24 protein-coding genes are annotated in these 22,902 nt (G+C 71.7%); 10 read left to right on the forward strand and 14 right to left on the reverse strand.

All coding sequences use genetic code 11. The annotated features are described in order from the left end of the window. Positions 1 to 111: 111 nt before the first annotated feature. On the reverse strand, positions 112 to 933 hold the full coding sequence (locus ACSNOH_RS21065) for a purine-nucleoside phosphorylase (RefSeq protein ID WP_436722952.1): 822 nt from the start codon (positions 931 to 933) through the stop codon (positions 112 to 114). Between the two features lie 116 nt (positions 934 to 1,049). Beyond that, the gene (locus tag ACSNOH_RS21070) at positions 1,050 to 1,487 is read right to left on the reverse strand and encodes a gamma-glutamylcyclotransferase (protein ID WP_030369994.1); all 438 of its coding nucleotides are present in this window, start codon (positions 1,485 to 1,487) and stop codon (positions 1,050 to 1,052) included. 165 nt (positions 1,488 to 1,652) lie between these two features. On the opposite strand from ACSNOH_RS21070, the gene ACSNOH_RS21075 reads away from it, so the two are divergent. Beyond that, the gene (locus ACSNOH_RS21075) at positions 1,653 to 3,101 is read left to right on the forward strand and encodes an NAD(P)H-quinone dehydrogenase (protein ID WP_436722953.1); all 1,449 of its coding nucleotides are present in this window, start codon (positions 1,653 to 1,655) and stop codon (positions 3,099 to 3,101) included. Positions 3,102 to 3,303: 202 nt separating this feature from the next. Beyond that, on the forward strand, positions 3,304 to 4,311 hold the full coding sequence (locus ACSNOH_RS21080; RefSeq protein ID WP_436722973.1) for a DeoR/GlpR family DNA-binding transcription regulator: 1,008 nt from the start codon (positions 3,304 to 3,306) through the stop codon (positions 4,309 to 4,311). Between the two features lie 395 nt (positions 4,312 to 4,706). Here ACSNOH_RS21080 and ACSNOH_RS21085 read toward each other — a convergent pair whose 3' ends face one another. Continuing rightward, positions 4,707 to 5,309, reverse strand: a complete 603-nt coding sequence (locus tag ACSNOH_RS21085; RefSeq protein ID WP_436722954.1) for a TetR/AcrR family transcriptional regulator — start codon at positions 5,307 to 5,309, stop codon at positions 4,707 to 4,709. 175 nt (positions 5,310 to 5,484) lie between these two features. After that, on the reverse strand, positions 5,485 to 7,242 hold the full coding sequence (locus tag ACSNOH_RS21090; RefSeq protein ID WP_436722955.1) for an acetyl/propionyl/methylcrotonyl-CoA carboxylase subunit alpha: 1,758 nt from the start codon (positions 7,240 to 7,242) through the stop codon (positions 5,485 to 5,487). Between the two features lie 425 nt (positions 7,243 to 7,667). Here ACSNOH_RS21090 and ACSNOH_RS21095 point away from each other — a divergent pair, with 425 nt between their 5' ends. Next, positions 7,668 to 8,132 carry a hypothetical protein gene (locus tag ACSNOH_RS21095; protein ID WP_436722956.1) on the forward strand — a complete coding sequence of 155 codons (465 nt, stop codon included), beginning with the start codon at positions 7,668 to 7,670 and terminating at the stop codon, positions 8,130 to 8,132. Here ACSNOH_RS21095 and ACSNOH_RS21100 read toward each other — a convergent pair. The 4 genes from ACSNOH_RS21100 to ACSNOH_RS21115 all read right to left on the reverse strand — a co-directional run bounded on the left by ACSNOH_RS21100 (position 8,108) and on the right by ACSNOH_RS21115 (position 10,748). Next, positions 8,108 to 8,869 carry an IclR family transcriptional regulator gene (locus ACSNOH_RS21100; RefSeq protein WP_436722957.1) on the reverse strand — a complete coding sequence of 254 codons (762 nt, stop codon included), beginning with the start codon at positions 8,867 to 8,869 and terminating at the stop codon, positions 8,108 to 8,110. The two genes, ACSNOH_RS21095 and ACSNOH_RS21100, sit on opposite strands and share 25 nt — an antisense overlap. A gap of 73 nt (positions 8,870 to 8,942) precedes the next feature. Then, positions 8,943 to 9,509 (reverse strand): DJ-1/PfpI family protein, encoded by a 567-nt coding sequence (locus ACSNOH_RS21105; RefSeq protein WP_436722958.1) that lies wholly within the window; start codon positions 9,507 to 9,509, stop codon positions 8,943 to 8,945. A gap of 88 nt (positions 9,510 to 9,597) precedes the next feature. Beyond that, entirely contained in the window at positions 9,598 to 9,918 is a 321-nt protein-coding gene (locus ACSNOH_RS21110) for a DUF397 domain-containing protein (RefSeq protein ID WP_436722959.1), read from the reverse strand. After that, positions 9,915 to 10,748, reverse strand: a complete 834-nt coding sequence (locus tag ACSNOH_RS21115) for a helix-turn-helix domain-containing protein (RefSeq protein WP_436722960.1) — start codon at positions 10,746 to 10,748, stop codon at positions 9,915 to 9,917. The genes ACSNOH_RS21110 and ACSNOH_RS21115 overlap by 4 nt, the downstream gene beginning before the upstream one ends. Before the next feature lie 123 nt (positions 10,749 to 10,871). Here ACSNOH_RS21115 and ACSNOH_RS21120 point away from each other — a divergent pair, with 123 nt between their 5' ends. Beyond that, positions 10,872 to 11,300: a hypothetical protein gene (locus tag ACSNOH_RS21120; protein ID WP_436722961.1), complete on the forward strand. Its 429-nt coding sequence runs from the start codon at positions 10,872 to 10,874 to the stop codon at positions 11,298 to 11,300. Between the two features lie 16 nt (positions 11,301 to 11,316). After that, a complete protein-coding gene (locus tag ACSNOH_RS21125) occupies positions 11,317 to 11,607 on the forward strand; it encodes a hypothetical protein (RefSeq protein ID WP_436722962.1) in 291 nt (96 codons plus the stop codon). Positions 11,608 to 11,629: 22 nt separating this feature from the next. Here the strand turns inward: ACSNOH_RS21125 and ACSNOH_RS21130 are convergent, their stop codons facing one another. From ACSNOH_RS21130 to ACSNOH_RS21150, 5 genes are all read right to left on the reverse strand, one after another. Next, on the reverse strand, positions 11,630 to 12,235 hold the full coding sequence (locus tag ACSNOH_RS21130; RefSeq protein WP_436722963.1) for a nucleoside triphosphate pyrophosphatase: 606 nt from the start codon (positions 12,233 to 12,235) through the stop codon (positions 11,630 to 11,632). Positions 12,236 to 12,268: 33 nt separating this feature from the next. Further along, positions 12,269 to 13,732, reverse strand: coding sequence for a peptidoglycan D,D-transpeptidase FtsI family protein (locus tag ACSNOH_RS21135; RefSeq protein WP_436722964.1), 1,464 nt, complete (start codon positions 13,730 to 13,732; stop codon positions 12,269 to 12,271). 118 nt (positions 13,733 to 13,850) lie between these two features. Then, positions 13,851 to 13,979, reverse strand: a complete 129-nt coding sequence (gene mmpB / locus ACSNOH_RS21140; RefSeq protein ID WP_436722965.1) for a morphogenic membrane protein MmpB — start codon at positions 13,977 to 13,979, stop codon at positions 13,851 to 13,853. Positions 13,980 to 14,079: 100 nt separating this feature from the next. Then, positions 14,080 to 14,292 carry an acyl-CoA carboxylase epsilon subunit gene (locus ACSNOH_RS21145; protein ID WP_436722966.1) on the reverse strand — a complete coding sequence of 71 codons (213 nt, stop codon included), beginning with the start codon at positions 14,290 to 14,292 and terminating at the stop codon, positions 14,080 to 14,082. Between the two features lie 45 nt (positions 14,293 to 14,337). Beyond that, positions 14,338 to 15,927, reverse strand: a complete 1,590-nt coding sequence (locus tag ACSNOH_RS21150) for an acyl-CoA carboxylase subunit beta (protein ID WP_436722967.1) — start codon at positions 15,925 to 15,927, stop codon at positions 14,338 to 14,340. Positions 15,928 to 16,139: 212 nt separating this feature from the next. Here ACSNOH_RS21150 and ACSNOH_RS21155 point away from each other — a divergent pair, with 212 nt between their 5' ends. The 5 genes from ACSNOH_RS21155 to hutH all read left to right on the forward strand — a co-directional run bounded on the left by ACSNOH_RS21155 (position 16,140) and on the right by hutH (position 22,116). Further along, on the forward strand, positions 16,140 to 17,087 hold the full coding sequence (locus tag ACSNOH_RS21155) for a biotin--[acetyl-CoA-carboxylase] ligase (RefSeq protein ID WP_436722968.1): 948 nt from the start codon (positions 16,140 to 16,142) through the stop codon (positions 17,085 to 17,087). 91 nt (positions 17,088 to 17,178) lie between these two features. Then, on the forward strand, positions 17,179 to 18,267 hold the full coding sequence (locus ACSNOH_RS21160; protein ID WP_436722969.1) for an adenylate/guanylate cyclase domain-containing protein: 1,089 nt from the start codon (positions 17,179 to 17,181) through the stop codon (positions 18,265 to 18,267). Positions 18,268 to 18,382: 115 nt separating this feature from the next. Further along, positions 18,383 to 19,177, forward strand: coding sequence for an enoyl-CoA hydratase/isomerase family protein (locus ACSNOH_RS21165; protein ID WP_436722970.1), 795 nt, complete (start codon positions 18,383 to 18,385; stop codon positions 19,175 to 19,177). 175 nt (positions 19,178 to 19,352) lie between these two features. Further along, positions 19,353 to 20,465: a diguanylate cyclase domain-containing protein gene (locus ACSNOH_RS21170; protein ID WP_436722974.1), complete on the forward strand. Its 1,113-nt coding sequence runs from the start codon at positions 19,353 to 19,355 to the stop codon at positions 20,463 to 20,465. 106 nt (positions 20,466 to 20,571) lie between these two features. Continuing rightward, a complete protein-coding gene (gene hutH / locus ACSNOH_RS21175) occupies positions 20,572 to 22,116 on the forward strand; it encodes a histidine ammonia-lyase (RefSeq protein ID WP_436722971.1) in 1,545 nt (514 codons plus the stop codon). 55 nt (positions 22,117 to 22,171) lie between these two features. Here the strand turns inward: hutH and ACSNOH_RS21180 are convergent, their stop codons facing one another. Beyond that, positions 22,172 to 22,456, reverse strand: a complete 285-nt coding sequence (locus ACSNOH_RS21180; RefSeq protein ID WP_436722972.1) for a hypothetical protein — start codon at positions 22,454 to 22,456, stop codon at positions 22,172 to 22,174. Between the last annotated feature and the right edge of the window lie 446 nt (positions 22,457 to 22,902).

Raw genomic sequence — 22,902 nt, forward strand, 5'->3', positions numbered from 1 at the left:
CGCCGAAGGCGCGCGGGGAGCCCGGCGCGGTGCCGCACCGTACATGCCGCCCCGGCAAGGGGAACGGCGCCGCACCCCGCAGGGGAAACGGCGCCGTACACCCGGCAAGGGTCAGAGCTTGGGAAGGACCTGGGCCAGGAGCTGGCCCATGCGGGACGCGGAGTCGCGACCGGCCTGGAGAACCTCTTCGTGGTTGAGGGGCTCGCCCGTCATGCCCGCCGCGAGGTTCGTCACGAGGGAGATGCCGAGGACCTCGGCGCCCGCCTCGCGGGCCGCGATGGCCTCCAGCGTGGTGGACATGCCGACGAGGTCGCCGCCGAGGGTGCGGACCATGCGGATCTCGGCCGGGGTCTCGTAGTGCGGGCCGGGGAGCTGGACGTAGACGCCCTCCTCCAGGGTCTCGTCCACCTCCTTGCAGAGCGCGCGCAGCCGACGGGAGTACAGGTCGGTGAGGTCGACGAAGTTGGCGCCGACGATCGGCGAGGTCGCCGTCATGTTGATGTGGTCGCTGATCAGCACGGGCTGGCCGGGGCGCATGCCGTCGCGCAGGCCGCCGCAGCCGTTGGTGAGGACGACGGTCTTGCAGCCGGCGGCGACGGCGGTGCGGACGCCGTGGACGACGGCGGCGACGCCGCGGCCCTCGTAGTAGTGCGTGCGGCCGAGGAAGACCAGCGCCCGCTTGTCGTTGATCTTGTACGAGCGGATCGTGCCGGCGTGGCCGGCGACGGCGGCCGCGGTGAAGCCGGGGAGCTCGGTGACGGGGAACTCGGCCTCGGGGGCGCCGAGCGCCTCGGTCGCCGGGAGCCAGCCGCTGCCCATGACCAGGGCGACGTCGTGGGTCTCGGCGCCAGTGAGCTCGCGCAGACGGGCGGCGGCGGCGTCCGCCGCGGCGTACGGGTCGGCCTGGGTCTCGGGAGTAACTGATGCGTTCACGCGGACGAGGGTAGCCGCTTATCGCCTACGCGCGTAGATGTCACTGGTCACGGTGTTCCGATTGTTGCTTTGTGGGTTGTGACGAGAGGGAATCGTCACAACCCCGGCGCGCCGCGTCAGCAGGGGCGCTTGCGGAGCTCCATGACGTAGTCGTGGGGCGCGCCCGCGGATTCCGCCGCGTCGGCGATCTCGCCGAGGTAGCGGGCGGAGGGCAGGCCGCCCTCGTAGCCGTTCAGGACGTAGATCCACGCGGGCTCCTCGCCGTCCAGGGTGTGCACGCGGACGCGCATCCGGCGGTAGATGTCGAGTCCGACGCCCTCCCAACGGTCCATCGAGTCCTCGTCCATCGGGGCGATGTCGTAGAGCGCGACGAAGACCTGCGAGCGCGGTGCCTCGACCACGGTCGCGAGCGCGCCCTCCCAGCCCAGCTGCTCGCCGCCGAAGGTCAGTCGCCAGTCGGCGAGCCAGCCCGTGCCGCGCAGGGGCGAGTGGGGTGCGCGGCGGGACATCAGCCGCGCGTCGAGGTTGCCGGCGTACGCGGCGTAGAGCGACATGGTTTCGAGGGTACGGGAGTGAGGCGCGACGGCATTTGGGATGGCAGTCTCGAAGGGAGGTTCGTCCGGAACCTCCTGCCGGTTCTCGCACGGATTGCCGCACGGTTGCGGGGGGCGATCCGCGGGGGAGGCCCCGGGAGAAGTCGCTTTGATGGGTGCGGGACAATGGAGTACGTGACTCGGATCGTGATCATCGGTGGCGGACCCGGCGGCTATGAGGCGGCGCTCGTCGCCGCGCAGCTCGGTGCGGAGGTGACCGTCGTCGACTGCGACGGTCTGGGCGGGGCGTCGGTGCTGACCGACTGCGTGCCCTCGAAGACGCTCATTGCGACGGCCGAGGTGATGACGACCTTCGACTCCTCGTACGAGGAGCTCGGGATCATCGTCGCCGACGACACGCCGCACATCGAGCAGGCGGCGCGGGTCGTCGGGGTGGACCTGGGGAAGGTCAACCGCCGCGTGAAGCGGCTGGCGCTCGCGCAGTCGCACGACATCACGGCGTCCGTCACCCGCGCGGGGGGCCGCGTGCTGCGCGGCCGGGGCCGGCTGGAGCCGAACCAGGCGCCGGACGGTTCGCGCCGGGTGGTCGTGCGGGCGGCCGACGGGACCGAGGAGACGCTGGTCGCGGATGCGGTGCTGATCGCCACGGGCGCGCACCCGCGGGAGATCCCCGACGCGCTGCCGGACGGCGAGCGCATCCTGAACTGGACCCAGGTGTACGACCTGGACGAGCTCCCCGAGGAGCTCATCGTGGTCGGCTCGGGCGTCACGGGCGCCGAGTTCGCCGGCGCGTACCAGGCGCTGGGGTCGAAGGTGACGCTGGTGTCCTCGCGGGACCGGGTGCTGCCGGGCGAGGACCCGGACGCGGCGGCCGTGCTGGAGGACGTCTTCCGGCGCCGCGGCATGAACGTCATGGCGCGCTCGCGGGCGCAGTCCGCCAAGCGGGTGGGCGACCGGGTCGAGGTGACGCTGGCGGACGGCCGGGTCATCACGGGCACGCACTGCCTGATGGCGGTCGGATCCATTCCGAACACCGCCGGGATCGGGCTGGAGGAGGCCGGGGTCCGGCTCAAGGAGTCCGGGCACGTCCGGACCGACCGGGTGTCGCGCACCAGCGCCCCGGGCGTCTACGCCGCCGGTGACTGCACGGGCGTGCTCGCGCTCGCGTCGGTCGCGGCGATGCAGGGGCGCATCGCGATGTACCACTTCCTGGGTGACGCGGTGACGCCGCTCAACCTGCGATCGGTCTCCGCGAACGTCTTCACGGACCCCGAGATCGCGACCGTCGGCTACACCCAGGCCGACGTCGACAGCGGCAAGATCGACGCGCGGGTGGTCAAGCTTCCGCTGCTGCGGAACCCGCGCGCGAAGATGCAGGGCATCCGGGACGGCTTCGTGAAGATGTTCTGCCGGCCGGGCACGGGCATCGTGGTGGGCGGCGTCGTGGTCGCCCCGCGGGCCAGTGAGCTCATCCACCCGATCTCCATCGCCGTGGACAACAGCCTCACGGTCGAGCAGATCGCGAACGCGTTCACCGTTTATCCGTCGCTTTCCGGGTCGCTGGCGGAGGTCGCGCGGCAGCTGCACACGCGGAAGGCGCAGCGCGAGGCGTAAACGCTCCGCGAGGGTTTGGGTATTGATTGTTGCGCTGAGTGGTCGGGGGGTCCGTGTTCGTGAGACCGGGCCTCCTATACCACTTTGAGCGTTCCGGAGCGGACAACTTCCGTTAATTGCTGCAACCTGCTGAAAACGGATGGTCGTTGGCGTTACTGTCGGTTTCGTGTTCGCTGCAGAACGTCGCCAATTGATCCTCGAAATGGTGCGGGCCAACGGGGCGGTTTCGCTCCGTGAGCTCGCTCGCGTCGTCCAGACCTCCGAAGTGACCGTACGGCGGGACGTGCGGGCACTGGAGGCCGAAGGACTCCTCGACCGCCGGCACGGCGGCGCGGTGCTGCCGGGTGGCTTCACCCGGGAGTCCGGGTTCCCGCAGAAATCCCATCTAGCGACCGCCGAGAAGACGGCCATCGCCGATCTCGCGGCGAGCTTCGTCGAAGAGGGCGAAGCCGTCGTCGTCGGCGCCGGGACGACCACGCAGGAGCTGGCCCGCCGGCTCGCGCGCGTGCCCGGCCTGACCGTCGTCACCAATTCCCTGCTCGTCGCCCAGGCGCTCGCCCATGCCAACCGGGTCGAGGTCGTCATGACCGGCGGCACGCTGAGAGGGTCCAACTATGCGCTGGTGGGCAGCGGGGCGGAGCAGTCCCTGCACGGCCTGCGGGTCACCCGGGCGTTCCTGTCCGGCAGCGGGCTGACCGCGGAGCGGGGCCTGTCCACGTCCAACATGCTCTCGGCGAGCGTGGACCGGGCGCTGGTGCAGGCGGCGGCGGAGGTCGTCGTCCTCGCGGACCACACGAAGCTGGGTACGGACACGATGTTCCAGACGGTGCCGACGGATGTCATCACGCGGCTGGTGACGGACGAGCCGCCGTCGCACGACGACCGCGCGGCGACGGAGCTGCAGGCGCTCGCGGACCAGGGCGTGCACATTTCGGTTGCCGGGCCCGGGGTGGGCGCGGGCAGCGCCGCGGGGGCGGTGCCGGGGAGTGCGCCGGGGCCCGATCAGGTGCCGCAGCAGCAGCGGCGGCGGGACGTTCCCCCCTTGCCGGGGCAGCGGCGGACGCACGGCGGCCACCACGGCGGCCAGGCCGCCGCCGCCCAGTCCGGGGGCGGCGCCCCCACGCCCCCTCCGCAACTCCGCAGCGCGGGGTCGCTGGGCGCGGAGCCGCCCACGGCGAGGGTGGCGGACCTGGCCCCAAGGCGCCGGTAGGCCTCCGGCCGGGGGTGGCCCGTTGTCCCTCCGCCGCGGCGGTGATCAGCCCGCGTGTTGCTGTCCGGCGGTGCCGTGCCGGGCTTGGCGGTGGGTACGGCACCGCCAGTTTCTCCCGGCCTGCGGCCGGCCCCTGTTTCCGCCGCGGCGGTGATCAGCCCCCGCGTTGGTGTCCGGCGGTGCCGTGCTCACCTTCCGGTGGGTTCGGCACCGCCGGTATGCGTTGTGGGGGCGGGGCGCCGTTGCGGCGGGAGGAGAAGGTGCGGGCACCTGTTCCGGCTGGCCTGCGGCCGGGCTCTTGTTTCCGCCGCGGCGGTGATCAGCCCCCAGGCTGCTGTCCGGCGGTGCCGCGCCGGCCTTCGGGCGGGTGCCGCACCGCCGGTGCGCGTCGCGGGCTAGCCCGCGTCCGGGCACGGCACCGCTTGGAGGCCCCGGAGCGTGAGCGTTAGGAGGCGGTCCGGGAGTTCCGGGTCGTCGGGGGACTGCTCCGCGGCGAGCGAGATCGCGTTCGTCAGCTGCATGACGTCGGTGATGCCCACCTCGGGGCGGACCGCCCCCACCGCCTGCGCCCGGGCGAGGAGCACGCTCCCCGCCTCCCGCAGCGGCAGACTGCAGCGCGACATCGCCGACGCCTCGTCCGACTGGGCGGCCAGCAGGGCCCGGGAGAGCCCCCGGTACGTGCTGGCGTGCGCCACGCACGCCCGGAGCCAGTCGACCAGGGCCCGGCACGGCTCCGGGGAGGCGAGGAGCTCGCGGGAGCGGGCGAGGAGGCCGTCGACCTCGCCCTGGAAGACGGCGCTCATGAGCGCCGTGCGGTTGGGGAAGTGGCGGTAGAGCGTGCCGATGCCGACGCCGGCCCGGCGGGCGATGTCTTCCAGGGAGGCGTCCGTGCCGTGCTCGGTGAACGCGGTCCGCGCCTCCGCGAGCAGCCGCTCGTAGTTGCGCCGCGCGTCCGCGCGCATGGGGCGTGCTGACGCCTGTGTGATCTCCGTGGCCATGGCTGCCGAGTCCTCCCTCTCGCTCCCCGCCTGCCAAGGATGCCACTGGCCTTGCCGGCCGGGTGTGTCGTCCGTACGGGGGACTGCCGTACGGGCCTTTCGTGAACAGAGCGCGGGCCCCCGCCGAATCGTTCGGTGGGGGCCCGCAGGCGTCGGCTGGACGGCCGTGGCCGTGTCAGTCCTTGATTTCGCAGATGACGGCGCCGGAGGAGACGGACGCGCCGACTTCGGCGGTGATGCCCTTGACGGTGCCCGCGCGGTGCGCGTTCAGCGGCTGTTCCATCTTCATCGCCTCGAGCACGACGATCAGTTCACCCGCGGCGACTTCCTGGCCCTCCTCGACCGCGACCTTCACGATCGTGCCCTGCATCGGCGAGGTCAGCGCATCACCTGAGGCAGCAGAGCCGGCCTTCTTCGCCGCCCGCCGCTTCGGCTTCGCCCCACCCGCAGCCGCCGTCCGCGCCAGCGTCATACCGAGAGACGACGGCAGCGACACCTCCAGGCGCTTCCCTCCGACCTCGACCACGACGGTCTCGCGGCCCTCGGGCTCACCCTCCTCCTCAACCGCACCGGCACCGGTGAACGGCTCGATGGTGTTGGTGAACTCCGTCTCGATCCACCGCGTGTGGACGGAGAACGGGTCGGAGGTGAACGCCGGGTCGGCGACCACTGCCCGGTGGAAGGGGATCGCGGTGGCCATGCCCTCGACCTGGAACTCGCCCAGCGCGCGGGCTGCGCGCTGCAGGGCCTGCTCGCGGGTGGCGCCGGTGACGATCAGCTTGGCCAGCAGCGAGTCCCACGCCGGGCCGATCACGCTCCCGGCCTCCACCCCCGCATCCAGGCGCACGCCCGGACCGGTCGGCGGGTCGAAGCGGGTCACGGTGCCGGGGGCGGGCAGGAAGTTACGGCCCGGGTCCTCACCGTTGATACGGAACTCGAAGGAGTGGCCGCGCAGCGGCGGGTCGTCGTAGCCGAGTTCTTCGCCGTCGGCGATGCGGAACATCTCCCGCACCAGGTCGATGCCGGTGACTTCCTCAGTAACGGGGTGTTCGACCTGCAGGCGGGTGTTGACCTCCAGGAAGGAGATCGTGCCGTCCTGCCCGACGAGGAACTCACACGTGCCCGCGCCCTCGTAGCCGGCCTCGCGCAGGATGGCCTTGGAGGCGCGGTAGAGCTCGGCGTTCTGCTCCGCCGAGAGGAACGGTGCCGGGGCTTCCTCGACGAGCTTCTGGTGACGGCGCTGCAGGGAGCAGTCGCGGGTGGAGACCACGACGACGTTGCCGTGCTTGTCGGCCAGGCACTGCGTCTCCACGTGCCGCGGCCGGTCGAGGTAGCGCTCGACGAAGCACTCCCCCCGCCCGAACGCCGCGACCGCCTCACGGACGGCGGAGTCGTAGAGCTCGGGGACTTCTTCGAGGGTGCGGGCGACCTTCAGGCCCCGCCCGCCGCCACCGAACGCCGCCTTGATCGCGATCGGCAGACCATGCTGCTCGGCGAACGCGACGACCTCGTCGGCGCCGGAGACCGGGTCGGGGGTGCCCGCGACGAGGGGGGCGCCGGCGCGCTGGGCGATGTGACGGGCCGCCACCTTGTCGCCCAGGTCCCTAATCGCCTGCGGCGGCGGACCGATCCACGTCAGCCCCGCATCCAGGACCGCCTGGGCGAAGTCGGCGTTCTCGGAGAGGAACCCGTAACCCGGGTGGATCGCATCCGCGCCCGACTCGGCGGCCGCGGCCAGCACCTTGGCCACATCGAGGTAACTCGTGGCCGGGGTGTCACCACCCAGCGCATACGCCTCATCAGCAACGCGGACATGCAACGCGTCCCGGTCCGGATCCGCATAGACCGCCACACTGGCGATCCCGGCGTCCCGGCACGCACGAGCTACGCGGACAGCGATTTCGCCACGGTTGGCGATGAGCACCTTGCGCACGATGGCTCCCTCCTTGAAACAAGGTGAGTTTAGGTACTGGCGACACTCTGTGCCGAGCCGACTCCCGAGGTGAGCTTGCCCACACGGAGCGTGAACCGGAGGCCGTGTGCGCGCCAAAGTCCCCAGTTCTCCCACGGTACGCCGGGTATGCGGGTCTCCGCCGACCTTTGGCTGTGGCAGAGCTCTCGAACCGCGGCGGTGGAAGCGGAAGAGCTTTCTTTGTTGAGTCCCTACGAACGGGTGGGCCAAAGTTTGCGGATCCGAGATCTGCGCCCCGGGCCCGCCGCACCCCTTGTCCCGGGATCTACCCGTGAGTAGCCTCCTTCATGACGTCGTACCCGCGGTAACCCGCAGAATCACCCGCACGGGGCGCGGGAACCGGGTGCGGGAGCCGGGGTACCGGAGGCCGGGGGAGGGGTGCCCGTATGACCGACCGGACGGCCGCGGCCGCAGCAGATCGCCTGCGCCGACCCGTCGCCGGCCTCACCGCGCTCGCCCTCGCCGTCGAAGGGCTCGGCATCGCCCTGATCAACTGGATCCTCGGCGTCGTCGTCCGCCGCCAGCGGATGTCCCTCGCGGGGAGCGATCCGAAGCTGATGGCCCTCGCCGCGTGGATCGCCGGCGGCCTCTTCGCCCTCTACCTGCTGACCTGCGCCTTCGTCGCCCTCCGCGCGGCCCTGCGCGACCGCCCGCCCCGGCCGGCCGGACGAATCCTGCTGATCACCTGCGGGGTCGTGCACGGACTGCTGGGCGCGTTCTGCGTCGGGCTCGTCGGCTGGGGCGCGTTCGCGGCCGTCATGGCCGTGCTCGCGCTCATCGTCTGCACCCTGCTCGCGTACGACCCCCTGCACCGGGCGCCCGGGCGTCAGGAGGCCGCGCCCTCGCGCTGACGCGCAGCCAACCTGGCCGCCTCCGCGGCGACGTGGCGCAGCGTGCTCGTCAGCTGAGCGCCGCGGCGCCGGAAGTCCTCCAGCGGGACGGCCGCCGAGACGGCCGTCAGAGCCGTGCCCTTGCCGGTCGCAGCCGGAACGGGCACCGCCACGCACGCCACTCCCGGCGCGCACTCCTCCACCTCCACGGCGACCCCCTCCCGCCGCACCCGCCGCAGCTCCGCGTCCAGCCGCGCCGGGGACGTGATCGTCCGCGGCGTGATCGCCCGCATGCCGGTGCTGGTGAGGTAGCGCATGCGGGCGGCCCGCGGCAGCGCGGACAGCAGCACCTTGCCGTGGGCGGTGGCGTGCCCGTCGAGGTCCCGGCCCACCGTGAAGCCGCCGGTGGACGGCACCGCGGAGTTCCCCGCGAGGACGGCGATCGCCCCGTCCCGGTACGTGCTGAAGTACGTGTCCGCGCCCGCCTCGCGCCGGGCGCGGAGCAGGAGCGCGTGCACCGCGTCGTCCAGCTGCATCTGGCGCTGGAACGCCTGGTGCAGGGCGGGTACGCGATAGCCCAGCGCGTACCCGCCGGCGGTGCGGACCACGTGCCCGCGGGCCGTCAGCGTGCCGAGGATCTCGTACACGGTGGACAGGCCGCAGCCGAGCTGCCGCGCCAGCGACTTGGCGGGCACGGGGGCGCTTGCCGCGGCCACGGCGTCCAGGACGTCCAGGGCGCGGTCCACGGACTGGGACATGGGTGTACGGGGTTCCCTTCGCGAGGCGGGGTGGGGCCGGACCTACCAGCCTCGCACAGGGCCCAGCCCTCGATCAGCGCTTGACCGGCGCTTGCACCCGGAGCAGCTCCACGAAGGCCCGCATCCACGCGGGCTGGTCGTTCCAGGCGCGGGCCGACACCATGTTCCCGTCCACGACCGCTTCCGCGTCCACGAACGTGCCGCCCGCGAGCTGCACGTCCGGCCTGCAGGCGGGCCAGGCGGCGGTGCGGCGGCCCTTGAGGACGCCGAGCGGCGTCAGGGCGGTCACGGCGTGGCAGATGTGCGCGATGGGCTTGTTCCGCGCGAAGAACCACCTGATGATCCGCTGGAAGTCCGGGTCCAGCCGCAGGAACTCCGGCGCGCGGCCGCCGGGTATGACGACCGCGGCGTAGTCGGCCGGGTTCACGTTCGCCAGCGCGAGGTCCGCGGGCCAGCTGTGGCCCAGCTTCTCCGTGTACGTGTCGAAGCTCGCGACGAAGTCGTGCACGACGAACTGGAGCTGCTTCACGGTGGGCGCGGCGATGTCCACCTCGTAGCCCTCCTCCAGCAGGCGCTGGTAGGGGTACAGGACCTCCAGGTCCTCGGCGGCGTCACCGGTGGTGATCAGAATGCGCGGCATACGGCGGGCTCCTCGCTCCTCGGGGGTGGAGTCGTTGGCTACACCGGAATATGCGCTTTGACATGTCCCAGGAAACGTTCGGAGCCGACTACGGCGTCGGCGGGCGTCCGGTCGCGTAGCCGAGGAAGGCCGACCAGGCGGGCGGCTCCACGGTGAGGGCCGGACCTGTGGGGTTCTTGGAGTCCCGTATGTGCACGGGTGCGCGGTCGGGCCGTCTGGCCACCTCTATGCAGTGCCCGCCGCTGTCATCGCTGTGGCTCGACTTTCGCCAGTCGTCGGCTACCTCGACGCAGTCGCCCCCGTCTCCGGCGCTGTGGCTGGACTTGCGCCATTCCGTGGCGACTTCGACGCAGTCTCCGCCGCTGTCGTCGCTGTAGCTGGACTTGTGCCACTGCAAGCCTGTGCTCATAGCTCTCCCGCCAACCGCTCGATGAGTACCAGTGATTCGTCCGAGCCGAGGGCCTGTGCGCGGATCGCCGCATAGCGGTGGAAGCGGCGGGTCACCTCGGCCGGTTCGCTGAGCAGATTGCTGTTTTCCTGCACTTCCAAGTAGACCATCATGCGGTGTTCCGGGGTCTGCACGAGTTTCACTGGCCCCCGGGCTCCGGCATTCCGCCCCCGTAGCCCGCGGTCCATCGGCAGCACCTGAATGGCGACGTTCGGTCGCTCCGAGCACTCGATGAGGTGCTGCAGCTGCCTGCGCATGATGTCCCAGCTACCGAACGGGCGGCGCAGCACCGACTCTTCGAGGATCAGCTCCAGCAGTGCTGTTGGCTCGCGGTCGAAGATTGCCTTACGTTCCATCCGAGCTGTGACCATTTCCTCCACCACGGACTCCGGGAGGGGCGGGTATCCGCCGCCAATGAGTGCCCGTGCGTACGCTTCGGTCTGGAACAGTCCATCGATCACGAAGTTCTGATACGTGAGGAGCGTCAGCGCCTGCCGTTCCAGCCGTGCGAAGTCCTTGAAGTGCGTCGGGTACTTGTCCAGCCGTACGTACTTCTTCGCCGCCGTGAAGATGCCCATCCCGCTGCCGATGGTCTTCTCCAGGCCGTCCAGCATCTGCTCGGTCGCGGGCTGCGCACCCGTCTCCAGGGCGCTGACCGCCGACCCCGTGTAGCCGATCTGCGCGCCGAGCTCCTCCTGTGTCATGCCCGCCTGCTTCCGCAGCAACCGCGCGATATCGGACGTGAGTTGCGATGCCGTTGACGCCCGGTCCTTGTTCTCCTGGCTCGCCATTCCCCGGCCCCCGCCTTCCACTCGGCTCAACTGCACTCAAGTCGCGTTCGACTGCGGCGCACCGTTAACGCGCGTCCACGCTCCGTAATGGAAAACCTAGCGGGCGTCAGTGATGCTCGTCACATGAATCAGCAAGTCCACGTGACCGAAATCGACTGGATCCCCGCCCGCGGTCACCAACTCCGCAAAACCGGCGTGCACTTCGACGCCGTCCGCGTCCGCGGGGGCGAGGGCCGCCGTCTGGCCCAGGCCATGGCCATGCTCACCTGCGGGCACCCCGGTCCGATCATCGCCGAAGCCAACAACGGCGGCGCCGTGTGCTTCCTCGTGAACCCCGGAAGTACCTCAGGCCACGCCTGGCCCCAAGGCGTCACGCGGCTCGACTACGTACTCATTCCCGCGCTGTACAGCGCCACATGGCCGCTCTCGTGGTGGCGCGTGCCCACCCCCGACGGGCGGCTCGTGCACACGCTTCTGCTGCTCAATACGGCCCGTGCATTCCTGGGCAGCGCCCCCCGACTGGCGGAAGGAATGGTGACCGAGCGGACGTGACCTCGTTGTGGCGGTCATGATGAAGCGCATTGCTGCTGCCGCCGCCCTCACCGGCGCCGCTCTCACCCTGACCGCCACTGCCGCTTCGGCCGCCCCCATGCCCCAGCCGCCCGCCTCGAACGCCGGGCACGCCATCGCCCCGCCGGAGACCATGGGCATGGACGCGCACCCCCCGACGAGCCTCTACCCGGACGGGACGAACCAGCTGAACAAGCTGAACCAGCTCAACCAGCTGGGGCAGGTCACGCAGGCGCTCGACCCCGTCCTCGGGATCCTCGCTCCGGTGGCCGGCGCCCTGCCGATGTAAGCGCCCGTATAAGCAGGGGCCGCTAGACCCACAGGTCCGTGATCGACACCCCGACCTCCGCGAGGAGCTTCCGCAGCAGGGGGAGGGACAGGCCGACGACGTTCCCGTGGTCGCCCTCGATGCCCTCGATGAAGGGGGCGGAGCGGCCGTCGAGGGTGAAGGCGCCCGCAACGTACAGCGGCTCACCCGTCGCGACGTACGCGGCGATCTCGGCGTCGGAGGGCTCGCCGAACCGCACGGTCGTGGAAGCGGTCGCCGACACCCGGCGGCCCGTGGCCGTGTCGACGATGCAGTGGCCGGTCCGGAGGATCCCGGACCGGCCGCGCATCGTCTTCCAGCGGGCGGTGGCGTCCTCGGCGTCCGCCGGCTTGCCGAGCGCCTGACCGTCCAGTTCCAGGACGGAGTCGCAGCCGATGACCAGCGCCCCGGCCGCTTCCGGCCGGGCGGCGACCGCGTCGGCCTTGGCCTCGGCGAGGACCCGGGCCAGCTCGCCCGGCGTGGCAGCCGTCAGCGCGTCCTCGTCCACACCGCTGACGATGACCTCGGGGTCGAGCCCGGCCGCCTTGAGCAGGCCGAGGCGGGCGGGGGACTGGGAGCCGAGGACGAGACGGCGGCGCTGAGCGGTCATGCCAGCCATCGTACGGAAACCGGCCCGGCCTCCCTACTTCTTGATCACGGCCTCCATGACCTTCTTCGCGATCGGGCCGGCCAGCGCGCCGCCGTGGATGTCGTCGCGGTCGATCCCCGAGCCGTCGGGGTCGATGAAGACGGCGACGGCGACGGGGGAGCCGTCGCCCTGCTTGGCGTAGGAGACGAACCAGGCGTACGGGAGCTTCTCGTTGTTGACGCCGTGCTGCGCCGTGCCGGTCTTGGCGCCGACGGTGACGCCGTCGATGAGGGCGGCCTTGCCGGTGCCCTTCTCGGCGGTGTTCTCCATCATCTGCTGGACCTTCTTCGCCGTGTCGGCGGAGACGGCCTGGGACATCTGCTCGGGCTTGTGCTTCTCCAGCGTGTTGAGGTTCGGGTCGCGCAGCTCCTCGACGAGGTACGGCTTCATGAGCTTGCCGTCGTTGGCGAGGGCGGCGGTCATCATCGCGATCTGCAGCGGGGTGCTGTCGAGGCTGCCCTGACCCATGCCGGTGAGGGCGGTCTGCGGGCGGTCGAGGTTCTTGGGGTAGATGGACTCGACGGTGCCGTTGGGGATGAAGAGGTCCTTGTTGTTGAACCCGAACTTCTCCGCGGTCTCCCGCATCTTGTCCTTGCCCAGCTTGTCGGCCAGGTCCAGGAAGACGTTGTTGCAGGACCACTGGAGGCCGGCCATCAGGGAGCCGTTGACGCACTCGTCGGTCGGGACGTCGTTACGGACCTTGGTGGTGCTCAGCGGCAGCGGGTACGGGACGGGGGCGCTGCCCTTGGCGTTGATGTCGGTGACGATGCCGTGTTCGAGGGCGGCCGCGGCGGTGAGGATCTTGAAGGTGGAGCCCGGCGGGTAGCGCTCCTTGATCGCCCGGTTGACCAGCGGCTTGTCCTTGTCGGCCTCCAGCTTCTTGTACGCCTCCTGGTCCTTCAGCGTGTTGCCCGCGAAGACCGAGGGGTCGTAGGAGGGGGTGGAGGCGAGGGCGAGGATCTTGCCCGTGCGCGGGTCGAGGGCGACGACGGCGCCCTTGAACTTGCCGAGGCCCTTGAAGGCGGCCTCCTGGGCCTTGGGGTCGATGGTCGTCACCACGTCGCCGCCGCGGGGCTTCTTGCCGGTGAGCATGTCGGTGGTGCGCTGCAGGAACAGCTTGTCGTCGGTGCCGCTGAGCAGCTTGTTGTTGACGAATTCGAGCTGGCTGTTGCCGTAGAGCTGCGAGGAGTAGCCGGTGACCGGGGCGTACATCTCGCCGTCCTTGAACGTGCGCTTGTACTTGTAGTCGCCCGTGGTCTCGGTCGAGCCCGTGATGGGCTGGCCGCCGACGATGATGTTGCCGCGCGGCTGGGCGAAGGAGGCGATCTTCACCCGCTTGTTGTCCTTGTGGTTGGACAGCTCGTCGGCGCGGACGAACTGGATCCAGGTCGCCTGGACCAGCAGCGCCAGGACCAGCACTCCGACAAAGACGGATATGTGGCGCACGGGCTTGTTCATGGTGTGACGCACTCCCCGGTTCGCGGCATTTCACTAGCCATGATGCGGGTGGGGAGGATTTGGTTGCACAGGGCCGGTAACTGTGGGTTTCCTGTGAGGCGGCGGTGGAGCCCGCGGCTCAGTGCAGGCCCAGCAGGAGGAGCGCCGCGATCACGCCGACCGCGAGTACGAGACCGGCCCGGCGGAGCATCGCCTGCGCCTCGCGCAGCTCCTCGGGGGGTTCGTTCGACGGGTCCGACCACAGCATCGGATCCATCGTGGCGCGAGCGGGCCGCCCCCGCCTGAGTACGGGTACTCAAGCGGGGGCTCAGCTCTGCCGGCCGCCGGGTCGCTAGGCCACCGGGCCGCTACGACGGCCAGTACGTCGTGCGCCACGCCCGGGGGCCGGGCCTGGCCATCCGCGCCGCCGCCAGGCGCCGCGCCGGCGCGGACCACTCCGGGCGGGGCTCGCCCGCCGCGGGCGCGGCGGCCGCGTCGCCCGCCGCCGCGCGGGCCCGGACCACCGCCAGGGCGGCGGCGAGCTCCTCGGGGGTCGGGTTGCCCCGTACTACCTTGATCACCGAACGCCTCCCTGAGGGACTGAAGGACTGAGTTGCCTAAGGGGCCTAGAGGGGGATGTTGCCGTGCTTCTTCGGCGGCAGCGCCTCGCGCTTGTCGCGCAGCGCCCGCAGGCCCCGCACGATGTGCCGGCGCGTCTCGTGCGGCATGATCACCGCGTCGACGTAGCCGCGCTCGGCGGCCGCGTACGGGTTGAGCAGCGTGTCCTCGTAGTCCGCGATCAGCTTCGCGCGCAGCTCCTCCCGCTCCTCGTCCGTCTCCGCCGCCGCGATCGTGCGGCGGTGCAGGATGTTGACGGCGCCCTGGGCGCCCATCACGGCGATCTGCGCGGTGGGCCAGGCGAGGTTGAGGTCGGCGCCGAGGTGCTTGGAGCCCATCACGTCGTACGCGCCGCCGAACGCCTTCCGCGTGATCACCGTGATCAGCGGGACGGTCGCCTCCGCGTAGGCGTAGATCAGCTTGGCGCCGCGGCGGATGATGCCGTTGTACTCCTGGTCGGTGCCCGGGAGGAAGCCCGGCACGTCGACGAAGGTGAGCACCGGCACGTTGAAGGCGTCGCACGTGCGGACGAAGCGGGCGGCCTTCTCGCTCGCGTTGATGTCCAGACAGCCCGCGAACTGCAGCGGCTGGTTGGCGACGATGCCGACCGGGTGCCCCTCGACACGCCCGAAGCCGGTGATGATGTTCGGCGCGAAGAGCGCCTGGGTCTCCAGGAACTCGCCGTCGTCCAGCACGTGCTCGATGGCGGTGTGCATGTCGTAGGGCTGGTTGGCCGAGTCCGGGATGAGCACGTCGAGCTCGCCGTCGGCCGCCGAGATCTCCAGGTCGGCCTCCTCGGGGAAGGCCGGGGGCTCGGAGAGGTTGTTCGAGGGGAGGTAGGACAGGAGCGCCTTGACGTAGTCGATGGCGTCCTTCTCGTCCCCGGCCATGTGGTGCGCCACGCCCGAGGTGGTGTTGTGCGTGCGGGCGCCGCCCAGCTCCTCGAAGCCGACGTCCTCGCCCGTCACCGTCTTGATCACGTCCGGGCCCGTGATGAACATGTGCGACGTCTGGTCGACCATGACCGTGAAGTCGGTGATCGCGGGGGAGTAGACCGCGCCGCCCGCGCACGGGCCGACGATCAGGGAGATCTGCGGGATGACGCCCGAGGCGTGCACGTTCCGCCGGAAGATCTCGCCGAAGAGGCCGAGGGCGACCACGCCCTCCTGGATGCGGGCGCCGCCGCCGTCGTTGATGCCGATGACCGGGCAGCCGGTCTTCAGCGCGAAGTCCATGGCCTTGCCGATCTTCTCGCCGTAGACCTCGCCGAGCGAGCCGCCGAAGACGGTGAAGTCCTGCGAGTAGACGCAGACGGTGCGGCCGTCGACCGTGCCGTAGCCGGTCACGACGCCGTCGCCGTACGGGCGGTTCTTCTCGATGCCGAAGTTCGTCGAGCGGTGGCGGGCGAATTCGTCGAGCTCGACGAAGGAACCCTCGTCCAGGAGGAGTTCGATCCGCTCACGGGCGGTCAGCTTGCCCTTGGCGTGCTGCTTCTCCACGGCACGGGCGGAGCCCGCGTGCGTGGCCTCCTCGATCCGGCGTTGCAGATCCGCGAGCTTGCCCGCGGTGGTGTGGATGTCGTGTTCCGGCTCGGACATCGGGATGCGGCTCCTGCTCGTCCAGAGGTGGCTACGGGCTACTGATCTACAGGTGATCTACGGGGTGATCTACCGGGGTCCTTGCTACCGGTCCGTAGCGTAGCCGCGCGGGGGTGCGGGAACACTGCGTCGTTGGCCACACCCGGATCGCTTCCGTTTCCTCTTTTGTGCCTGTTCTTTCCCTCTCCTGTTCCTCTCCTAGGGTGGGCCCCATGACCCCTCCTGCTGCTCCTTCTGCTGGAAACCGCTGGTCCGACCTCGACCGGCCGCCGCTCAACGTCCCCGCGCTGCGGCGCGGGCTCCTCAGGCCCGGCTCGCTGTGGAGCTCCCTGGAGGTCGTCGCCCGGACCGGGTCGACCAACACCGACCTCGTGGAGGCCGCGGCGGCGGGTGAGGGCAGGGACGCCGAGGGTGCCGTGCTCGTCGCCGAGGAGCAGTCCTCCGGGCGCGGGCGGCTGGACCGCACGTGGTCGGCGCCGGCGCGGTCCGGGCTCTTCTTCTCCGTGCTGCTGCGGCCCGGCGACGGGGTGCCCGCCGAGCGGTGGGGATGGCTGCCGCTCCTCGCCGGGGTCGCGACCGCCACCGCGCTCTCCCGCGCCGCCGGCGTCGACACGGCCCTCAAGTGGCCCAACGACCTGCTGGTGACCGTCGGAGGGGAAGAGCGCAAGGCCGGGGGGATCCTCGCCGAACGGACCGGCGACGCCGTCGTCGTCGGGATCGGCCTCAACGTGACCCTGCGGGCGGACGAGCTCCCCGTCCCCACGGCCGGGTCGCTGGCGCTGGCCGGAGCGCAGGTCCTCGACCGCGATCCGCTGCTGCGCGCCGTACTCCGTTCGCTGGAGGAGTGGTACGGCGTGTGGCGGGACGCGGGCGGCGACCCGGTCGAGAGCCGGCTGCAGGAGGCGTACGCGGCCGGGTGCGCGACGCTCGGGCGGAAGGTACGCGCCGAACTGCCCGGCGGGCAGGCGCTCGTCGGGGAGGCCGTGGCCGTCGACGGGGACGGGCGGCTGGTGCTGGCCACGGAGGACGGGGCGCAGCGGCCGGTGGGCGCGGGAGACATCGTTCACGTGCGGCCCGCGGGGAGCGGCGGGGAGGGGAAGGAGGCCCGGGGAGGCGTAGGCCGGGAGTCCGAGGGGACCTCCGCCTCGTCGGAAGAGTGAGCTACGGCACACCTGTCGTATCGTTGTGCCCGGAACCTAAGCGAGCAGTGATCGGCAGGGCAGTGCGCACGGATCGGACAGGGGGCGGGCGGTGACCGCCGACGGGGTCGAGGGTGCCGCCACTGGTGGCGTCGAGGAGTACGACGGCGGCGACGAGGGCGGAGACCCCATCGCCCTGCGCCTCGAAGCGCTGATCCTCGGTGCGGAGCGTCGTTACACGCCCTTTCAGGCCGCCCGTGCGGCCGGTGTCTCGATGGACCTCGCCTCGCGCTTCTGGCGGGCCATGGGCTTCGCCGACATCGGGCAGGCGCGGGCGCTGACCGAGGCGGACGTGCTGGCGCTGCGGCGGCTGGCCGGTCTCGTGGAGGCCGGGCTGCTCAGCGAGCCGATGGCCGTGCAGGTCGCCCGGTCCACCGGGCAGACGACCGCGCGGCTCGCCGACTGGCAGATCGACTCCTTCCTGGAGGGCCTGACGGAGCCCCAGGAACCCGGCATGACGCGGACGGAGATCACGTACCCGCTGGTCGAGCTGCTGCTGCCGGAGCTGGAGGAGTTCCTGATCTACGTGTGGCGGCGGCAGCTCGCGGCGGCCACGGGGCGGGTGGTCCAGGCGCAGGACGACGCGGAGATGGTGGACCGGCGGCTGGCCGTCGGATTCGCCGATCTGGTCGGCTTCACCCGGCTGACGCGGCGTCTGGAGGAGGAAGAGCTCGGGGAGCTCGTCGAGGCCTTCGAGACCACCGCGGCCGACCTGGTGGCCGCGCACGGGGGGCGGCTCATCAAGACGCTGGGCGATGAGGTGCTGTACTCCGCCGATGACGCGGGGACGGCCGCCGAGATCGGGCTGCGGCTCATCGAGACCATGACGCACGACGAGACCATGCCCGAGCTGCGGGTCGGCATCGCGTTCGGGACGGTGACGACGCGGATGGGCGACGTCTTCGGCACGACGGTGAACCTCGCGTCGCGGCTCACGTCGATAGCGCCGAAGGACGCGGTGCTCGTCGACCAGGCGCTGGCGGAGGAGCTGACGCGGAGCGGGGACGCGCCCAAGTCGGAGGCGGAGGTCTCCGAGGGAGGCGGGAACGGGTACCGGTTTGCGCTGCAGCCGATGTGGCAGCGGCCGGTGCGGGGGCTGGGCATGGTGGAACCGTGGCTCCTGAGCCGGAGGGGCGGCTGAGGGAGGAGGGCCGGCCCCGCCGCCTCCGCCGTCCTCTGGCCTCGCCGGGGGCGTGCAAGGCATGATCGTGGCCACCCCGCACGTTTACCAGCGTTAACCCTCGGAGGGTGGGCCCATGAGTGAGCAGCGTTTCGGCGAGTGGATTGCGGTTCGGCGGCACGGGCACGTTGCCGAGCTCGTGCTGGACCGGCCCAAGGCCATGAATGCTGTCTCCAGCGAGCTCGCCCGGCGGCTGGCGGAGGCTACCGGTGCTCTTGCTGATGACGGCTCCGTGCGCGTTGTTGTCCTTACCTCTACGCACGAGCGCGCTTTTTGTGTCGGCGCCGACCTGAAGGAGCGCAACTCCTTCACCGACGCCGAGTTGGGCCGCCAGCGGCCTCATGCCCGTGCCGCGTACACCGGTGTTCTCGAACTGCCGATGCCCACGATTGCCGCTGTGCACGGGTTCGCGCTCGGGGGCGGGTTCGAGCTGGCCCTGTCGTGCGACGTCATCGTTGCTGATGTGACTGCCGTGGTGGGGTTGCCCGAGGTGTCCGTAGGCGTCATTCCGGGCGGGGGCGGTACGCAGCTCCTGCCGCGGCGGGTGGGGGCAGCGCGGGCCGCCGAGCTGATCTTTACCGCCCGGCGGGTCGAGGCCGGGGAGGCCGAGCGGTTGGGGCTGGTCGACCGGGTGGTCGCGGAGGGGCAGGACCGGGTCGAGGCGCTGGCCCTCGCGGAAAGGATCGCCGCCAACTCTCCCGTCGGCCTCCGCGCCGCCAAGCGCGCCCTGCGACTGGGCCACGGCCTCGACCTGCGCGCCGGGCTGGAGGTCGAGGATGCCGCCTGGCGGTCCGTGGCCTTCTCCGGCGACCGCGCCGAGGGCGTCGCCGCCTTCAACGAGAAGCGCAAGCCCGACTGGCCCGGCTGCTGAGAGAGCTGAGACAGAAGTGACGGCAGTTCCTTACGGCCGTCATGGGGCGGAATGCGCCCGACATTCTTAGGCTGGAGTGCAGAATCTGCGCTCAGCAACGGAATGTGAGGCTCGGGTGGCAGCAGGCGGGGAGTGCGACGGTCGGCTGCGCGCCGTGGTGGAGCTGGCGCAGTCGATGGCGGCGGCGCGCACCCCGCTGGACACGGTGGCCGCCGCGGCGGAACGGGTGATGGCCGCCCTGGGCGGCAGCTTCGCCGCCGTGTCCGTGTGGGAGCGCGAGCGCGGGCGCCTGCGCGTCCTGGTCAACGCGGGGGAGCTGACCGCGGGCGAGGAGCGCTTCCCGGAGGACGAGTCGTACCCGGTGCACGACTTCCCCGAGATCGCGGAGTTCCTGCACGAGGAGTGGGCCAGCGGCGGTGCCGAGCCCCGCGCGTGGGTCGAGAGCATGGAGGGGGCCGCGGAGACGGGCGGCGGGCAGGGCGCGTACCGGCACGAGCGGGTCGCCGCGCTGCGCCGCCGCGGCCGGGGCTGCTGCGTCGTCGCGCCGGTCGTCCTGCACGGGCGGGCCTGGGGCGAGCTGTACGTGGCCAGGCCGCCCGGGGCGCCGGCCTTCGGGCGGGCGGACGCCGACTTCGCGACCGTCCTGGCGGCCGTCGCGGCGGCCGGGATCGCGCAGACCGAGCAGCTGGAGGAGGTGCGCCGGCTGGCGTTCACCGACCCGCTGACCGGGCTCGCCAACCGGCGCGCGGTCGACGCGCGGCTGGACGAGGCGCTGGAGCGCCACCTTGAGGACGGGGTCGTCGTGAGCCTCGTGGTGTGCGACCTCAACGGGCTCAAGCGGGTCAACGACACGCTGGGGCACGCGGTCGGTGACCGGCTGCTGGAGCGCTTCGGCTCGGTGCTGTCGCTGTGCGGGGCCATGCTGCCGGGGGCGCTGGCGGCGCGGCTGGGCGGGGACGAGTTCTGCCTGCTGACGGTGGGTCCGCCGGCGGACGAGGTGGTCGGCGTGGCCGCCGAACTGTGCCGCCGGGCCGCGGCGTTGGAGCTGGGGGAGGGGGTCGCCTGCGGCGTCGCCTCGACCGGGGACCCGATCGGCGCGGTGGCCACGGCGCGGAGGCTGTTCCGGCTCGCCGACGCGGCACAGTACAAGGCGAAGGCGGCGCGGGCGGCGGAGCCGGTCGTCGCCGGGCGGGCCGGGGGGCCGGCCGACCCCGTGGTCCGGCTCGCCGATCACCCGCCGGCCGCGCCGGTCGCCGAGCGGCGGCGCTTCCGGGGGCGGCAGCCGTGACCGGCGGGGCGCGTCCGGCATGCGGAACCGGCCCCTACGCGTTGTACCTGACAGGCGACCCGTCGGCTATGTACAGGCAGCGATTCAGTCTCTAGGGTGCCTGAATATGGATATGCACACTGTGGTGGTGGGGACGGCCGGGACGACCGCGGAAGACGTGATCGCCGTGGCACGAGGCGCCGCGCGCGTCGTCGTATCGGACGAGGCGCTGGCCGCGGTCGCGGAGTCCCGCCGCGTCATCGACGACCTCGCCGCCAAGCCCGACCCCGTCTACGGCGTCTCCACCGGCTTCGGAGCCCTCGCCGTCCGCCACATCAGCCCCGAGCTGCGCGCCCAGCTGCAGCGCAACATCGTGCGCTCGCACGCCGCCGGCATGGGCCCGCGCGTCGAGCGCGAGGTCGTCCGCGCCCTGATGTTCCTGCGCCTGAAGACCCTCGCCTCCGGCCGCACCGGTGTGCGCCCGCTCGTGGTGGAGACCATGGCGGCGATCCTCAACGCCGGCATCACCCCCGTCGTGCACGAATACGGCTCGCTGGGCTGCTCCGGCGACCTCGCGCCGCTCTCCCACTGCGCGCTCACGCTCATGGGCGAGGGCGACGCCGAGGGCCCCGACGGCGTCGTCCGCCCCGCCGGGCAGCTCCTCGCCGAGCACGGCATCGAGCCCGTCGAGCTGCGCGAGAAGGAGGGCCTGGCCCTGCTGAACGGCACCGACGGCATGCTCGGCATGCTCGTCATGGCCTGCGCCGACCTCGGCCGCCTGCTGACCTCGGCCGACATCACCGCCGCCCTGTCGCTGGAGGCCCTGCTCGGCACCGAGAAGGTGCTCGCGCCCGAGCTGCACGCCATCCGGCCCCACCCGGGCCAGGGCGCCAGCGCGGGCAACATGCTGCGGGTCCTCGCCGGCTCCGGGCTCACCGGGCACCACCAGGACGACGCGCCGCGCGTCCAGGACGCGTACTCCATCCGCTGCGCCCCGCAGGTCGCCGGCGCCGGCCGCGACACCCTCGCGCACGCCCGCCTGGTCGCCGACCGCGAGCTCGCCTCCGCCGTCGACAACCCCGTCGTGCTGCCCGACGGCCGCGTCGAGTCCAACGGCAACTTCCACGGCGCCCCCGTCGCCTACGTCCTCGACTTCCTCGCCATCGCCGCCGCCGACCTCGCCTCCATCGCCGAGCGGCGCACCGACCGGCTGCTGGACAAGAACCGCTCGCACGGCCTGCCGCCCTTCCTGGCCGGCGACGCGGGCGTGGACTCGGGCCTGATGATCGCCCAGTACACCCAGGCCGCCCTGGTCAGCGAGTTGAAGCGGCTGGCCGTCCCCGCTTCGGTGGACTCCATCCCCTCCTCGGCGATGCAGGAGGACCACGTCTCGATGGGCTGGTCGGCCGCCCGCAAGCTCCGTACGGCCGTCGCCGCCCTTGCGAAGGTCATCGCCGTCGAGCTCGTCGCGGCCACCCGCGCCGTGGAGCTGCGCGAGGGCCTCACGCCCTCGCCGGCCACGCAGGCCGTGCTCAAGGCCGTGCGCGAGGCGGGCGTGGAGGGCCCCGGCGAGGACCGCTTCCTCGCGCCGGACCTGGCGCGCGCGGAGGAGTTCGTACGGGCCGGGAAGCTCGTCGAGGCGGTTGAACCCGTAACGGGTCCGCTGGCGTAAGGCCCGCGGAGGGCTCCCGCCCCTGAGCGGTGCGGGTAAAGAAGGTAAAAGTTGCTCAGCGGTCCGCCGTGCGCGTCCTGCGCACGGCGGCCGTCACCAGCGCGCCGCCCGCCGCCACGAGGGCAACTCCCCCGAAAACGTAGGGAGTGGTGTCCACACTGCCCGAGTCGGCGAGGGAAAGCTGCTGCTCAGAGGGGTGAGCGGGCTGGACCGCGGGCGCCGGGCGCGCCGTGGGGCGATCCGCCTGCGAGACCGTCGCATCCGCGGACGGCATGAACCACACCGCACACAGGAGCGACCCTGCGGCCACGGCGGTCAGCAGCGGTCGGCGTGCGGTCACGGACGAATCCCCCTTGAGGCGGCGGAGATTGGGGGCGCGGCGCGGCCGCCGGCCCCGTACTGACTCGATGTCAGTGACCCGATGGTAGTGATACGAACGGCCGGGAGGAAGCCGCGGGTTCCCGGCGGTCACCGCCGCCCCGGGCCCCGTCAACCGCCCCGCCGCCACCGGCCGCCCCGCTATCATGGCGCCCCTCCGAGGGGAACAGGCAGGCGTGGCCTTCCCCACATTCTCCAGGGGTGTGGAACGGACGAACCGGTGCAGGCGTTCCTGAAGTAGTAGCCGGGAATCGTGCTGCCCCACGGTTCGGCTCGGGGATAGGGGCCGCAGGAGCAATGGAGAAGCGTGTGATGACGTACGGCAAGCGCCGCAAGGCCCTCGCGGCCGCGGCCGCTGTGCTCGGCGGTGTACTGACCCTCGCCGCCTGCGGCGGCGAGGGTCAGTAC

The organism is Streptomyces sp. URMC 127, from assembly GCF_051386535.1.
In the GTDB taxonomy this organism is placed as follows: domain Bacteria; phylum Actinomycetota; class Actinomycetes; order Streptomycetales; family Streptomycetaceae; genus Streptomyces.

What these genes read in the sequence shown, in the direction of transcription:
- ACSNOH_RS21085 (WP_436722954.1), bottom strand. Translation starts at nt 5,309, where the DNA reads ATGGCCACGGAGATCACACAGGCGTCAGCACGCCCCATGCGCGCGGAC.
- ACSNOH_RS21080 (WP_436722973.1), top strand. Translation starts at nt 3,304, where the DNA reads ATGGTGCGGGCCAACGGGGCGGTTTCGCTCCGTGAGCTCGCTCGCGTC.
- hutH (WP_436722971.1), top strand. Translation starts at nt 20,572, where the DNA reads ATGGATATGCACACTGTGGTGGTGGGGACGGCCGGGACGACCGCGGAA.
- ACSNOH_RS21165 (WP_436722970.1), top strand. Translation starts at nt 18,383, where the DNA reads ATGAGTGAGCAGCGTTTCGGCGAGTGGATTGCGGTTCGGCGGCACGGG.
- ACSNOH_RS21075 (WP_436722953.1), top strand. Translation starts at nt 1,653, where the DNA reads ATGGAGTACGTGACTCGGATCGTGATCATCGGTGGCGGACCCGGCGGC.
- ACSNOH_RS21170 (WP_436722974.1), top strand. Translation starts at nt 19,353, where the DNA reads ATGGCGGCGGCGCGCACCCCGCTGGACACGGTGGCCGCCGCGGCGGAA.
- ACSNOH_RS21115 (WP_436722960.1), bottom strand. Translation starts at nt 10,748, where the DNA reads ATGGCGAGCCAGGAGAACAAGGACCGGGCGTCAACGGCATCGCAACTC.
- ACSNOH_RS21110 (WP_436722959.1), bottom strand. Translation starts at nt 9,918, where the DNA reads ATGAGCACAGGCTTGCAGTGGCACAAGTCCAGCTACAGCGACGACAGC.
- ACSNOH_RS21135 (WP_436722964.1), bottom strand. Translation starts at nt 13,732, where the DNA reads ATGAACAAGCCCGTGCGCCACATATCCGTCTTTGTCGGAGTGCTGGTC.
- ACSNOH_RS21100 (WP_436722957.1), bottom strand. Translation starts at nt 8,869, where the DNA reads ATGTCCCAGTCCGTGGACCGCGCCCTGGACGTCCTGGACGCCGTGGCC.
- ACSNOH_RS21155 (WP_436722968.1), top strand. Translation starts at nt 16,140, where the DNA reads ATGACCCCTCCTGCTGCTCCTTCTGCTGGAAACCGCTGGTCCGACCTC.
- ACSNOH_RS21130 (WP_436722963.1), bottom strand. Translation starts at nt 12,235, where the DNA reads ATGACCGCTCAGCGCCGCCGTCTCGTCCTCGGCTCCCAGTCCCCCGCC.
- ACSNOH_RS21150 (WP_436722967.1), bottom strand. Translation starts at nt 15,927, where the DNA reads ATGTCCGAGCCGGAACACGACATCCACACCACCGCGGGCAAGCTCGCG.
- ACSNOH_RS21105 (WP_436722958.1), bottom strand. Translation starts at nt 9,509, where the DNA reads ATGCCGCGCATTCTGATCACCACCGGTGACGCCGCCGAGGACCTGGAG.
- ACSNOH_RS21070 (WP_030369994.1), bottom strand. Translation starts at nt 1,487, where the DNA reads ATGTCGCTCTACGCCGCGTACGCCGGCAACCTCGACGCGCGGCTGATG.
- ACSNOH_RS21120 (WP_436722961.1), top strand. Translation starts at nt 10,872, where the DNA reads ATGAATCAGCAAGTCCACGTGACCGAAATCGACTGGATCCCCGCCCGC.
- mmpB (WP_436722965.1), bottom strand. Translation starts at nt 13,979, where the DNA reads ATGCTGTGGTCGGACCCGTCGAACGAACCCCCCGAGGAGCTGCGCGAG.
- ACSNOH_RS21125 (WP_436722962.1), top strand. Translation starts at nt 11,317, where the DNA reads ATGATGAAGCGCATTGCTGCTGCCGCCGCCCTCACCGGCGCCGCTCTC.
- ACSNOH_RS21095 (WP_436722956.1), top strand. Translation starts at nt 7,668, where the DNA reads ATGACCGACCGGACGGCCGCGGCCGCAGCAGATCGCCTGCGCCGACCC.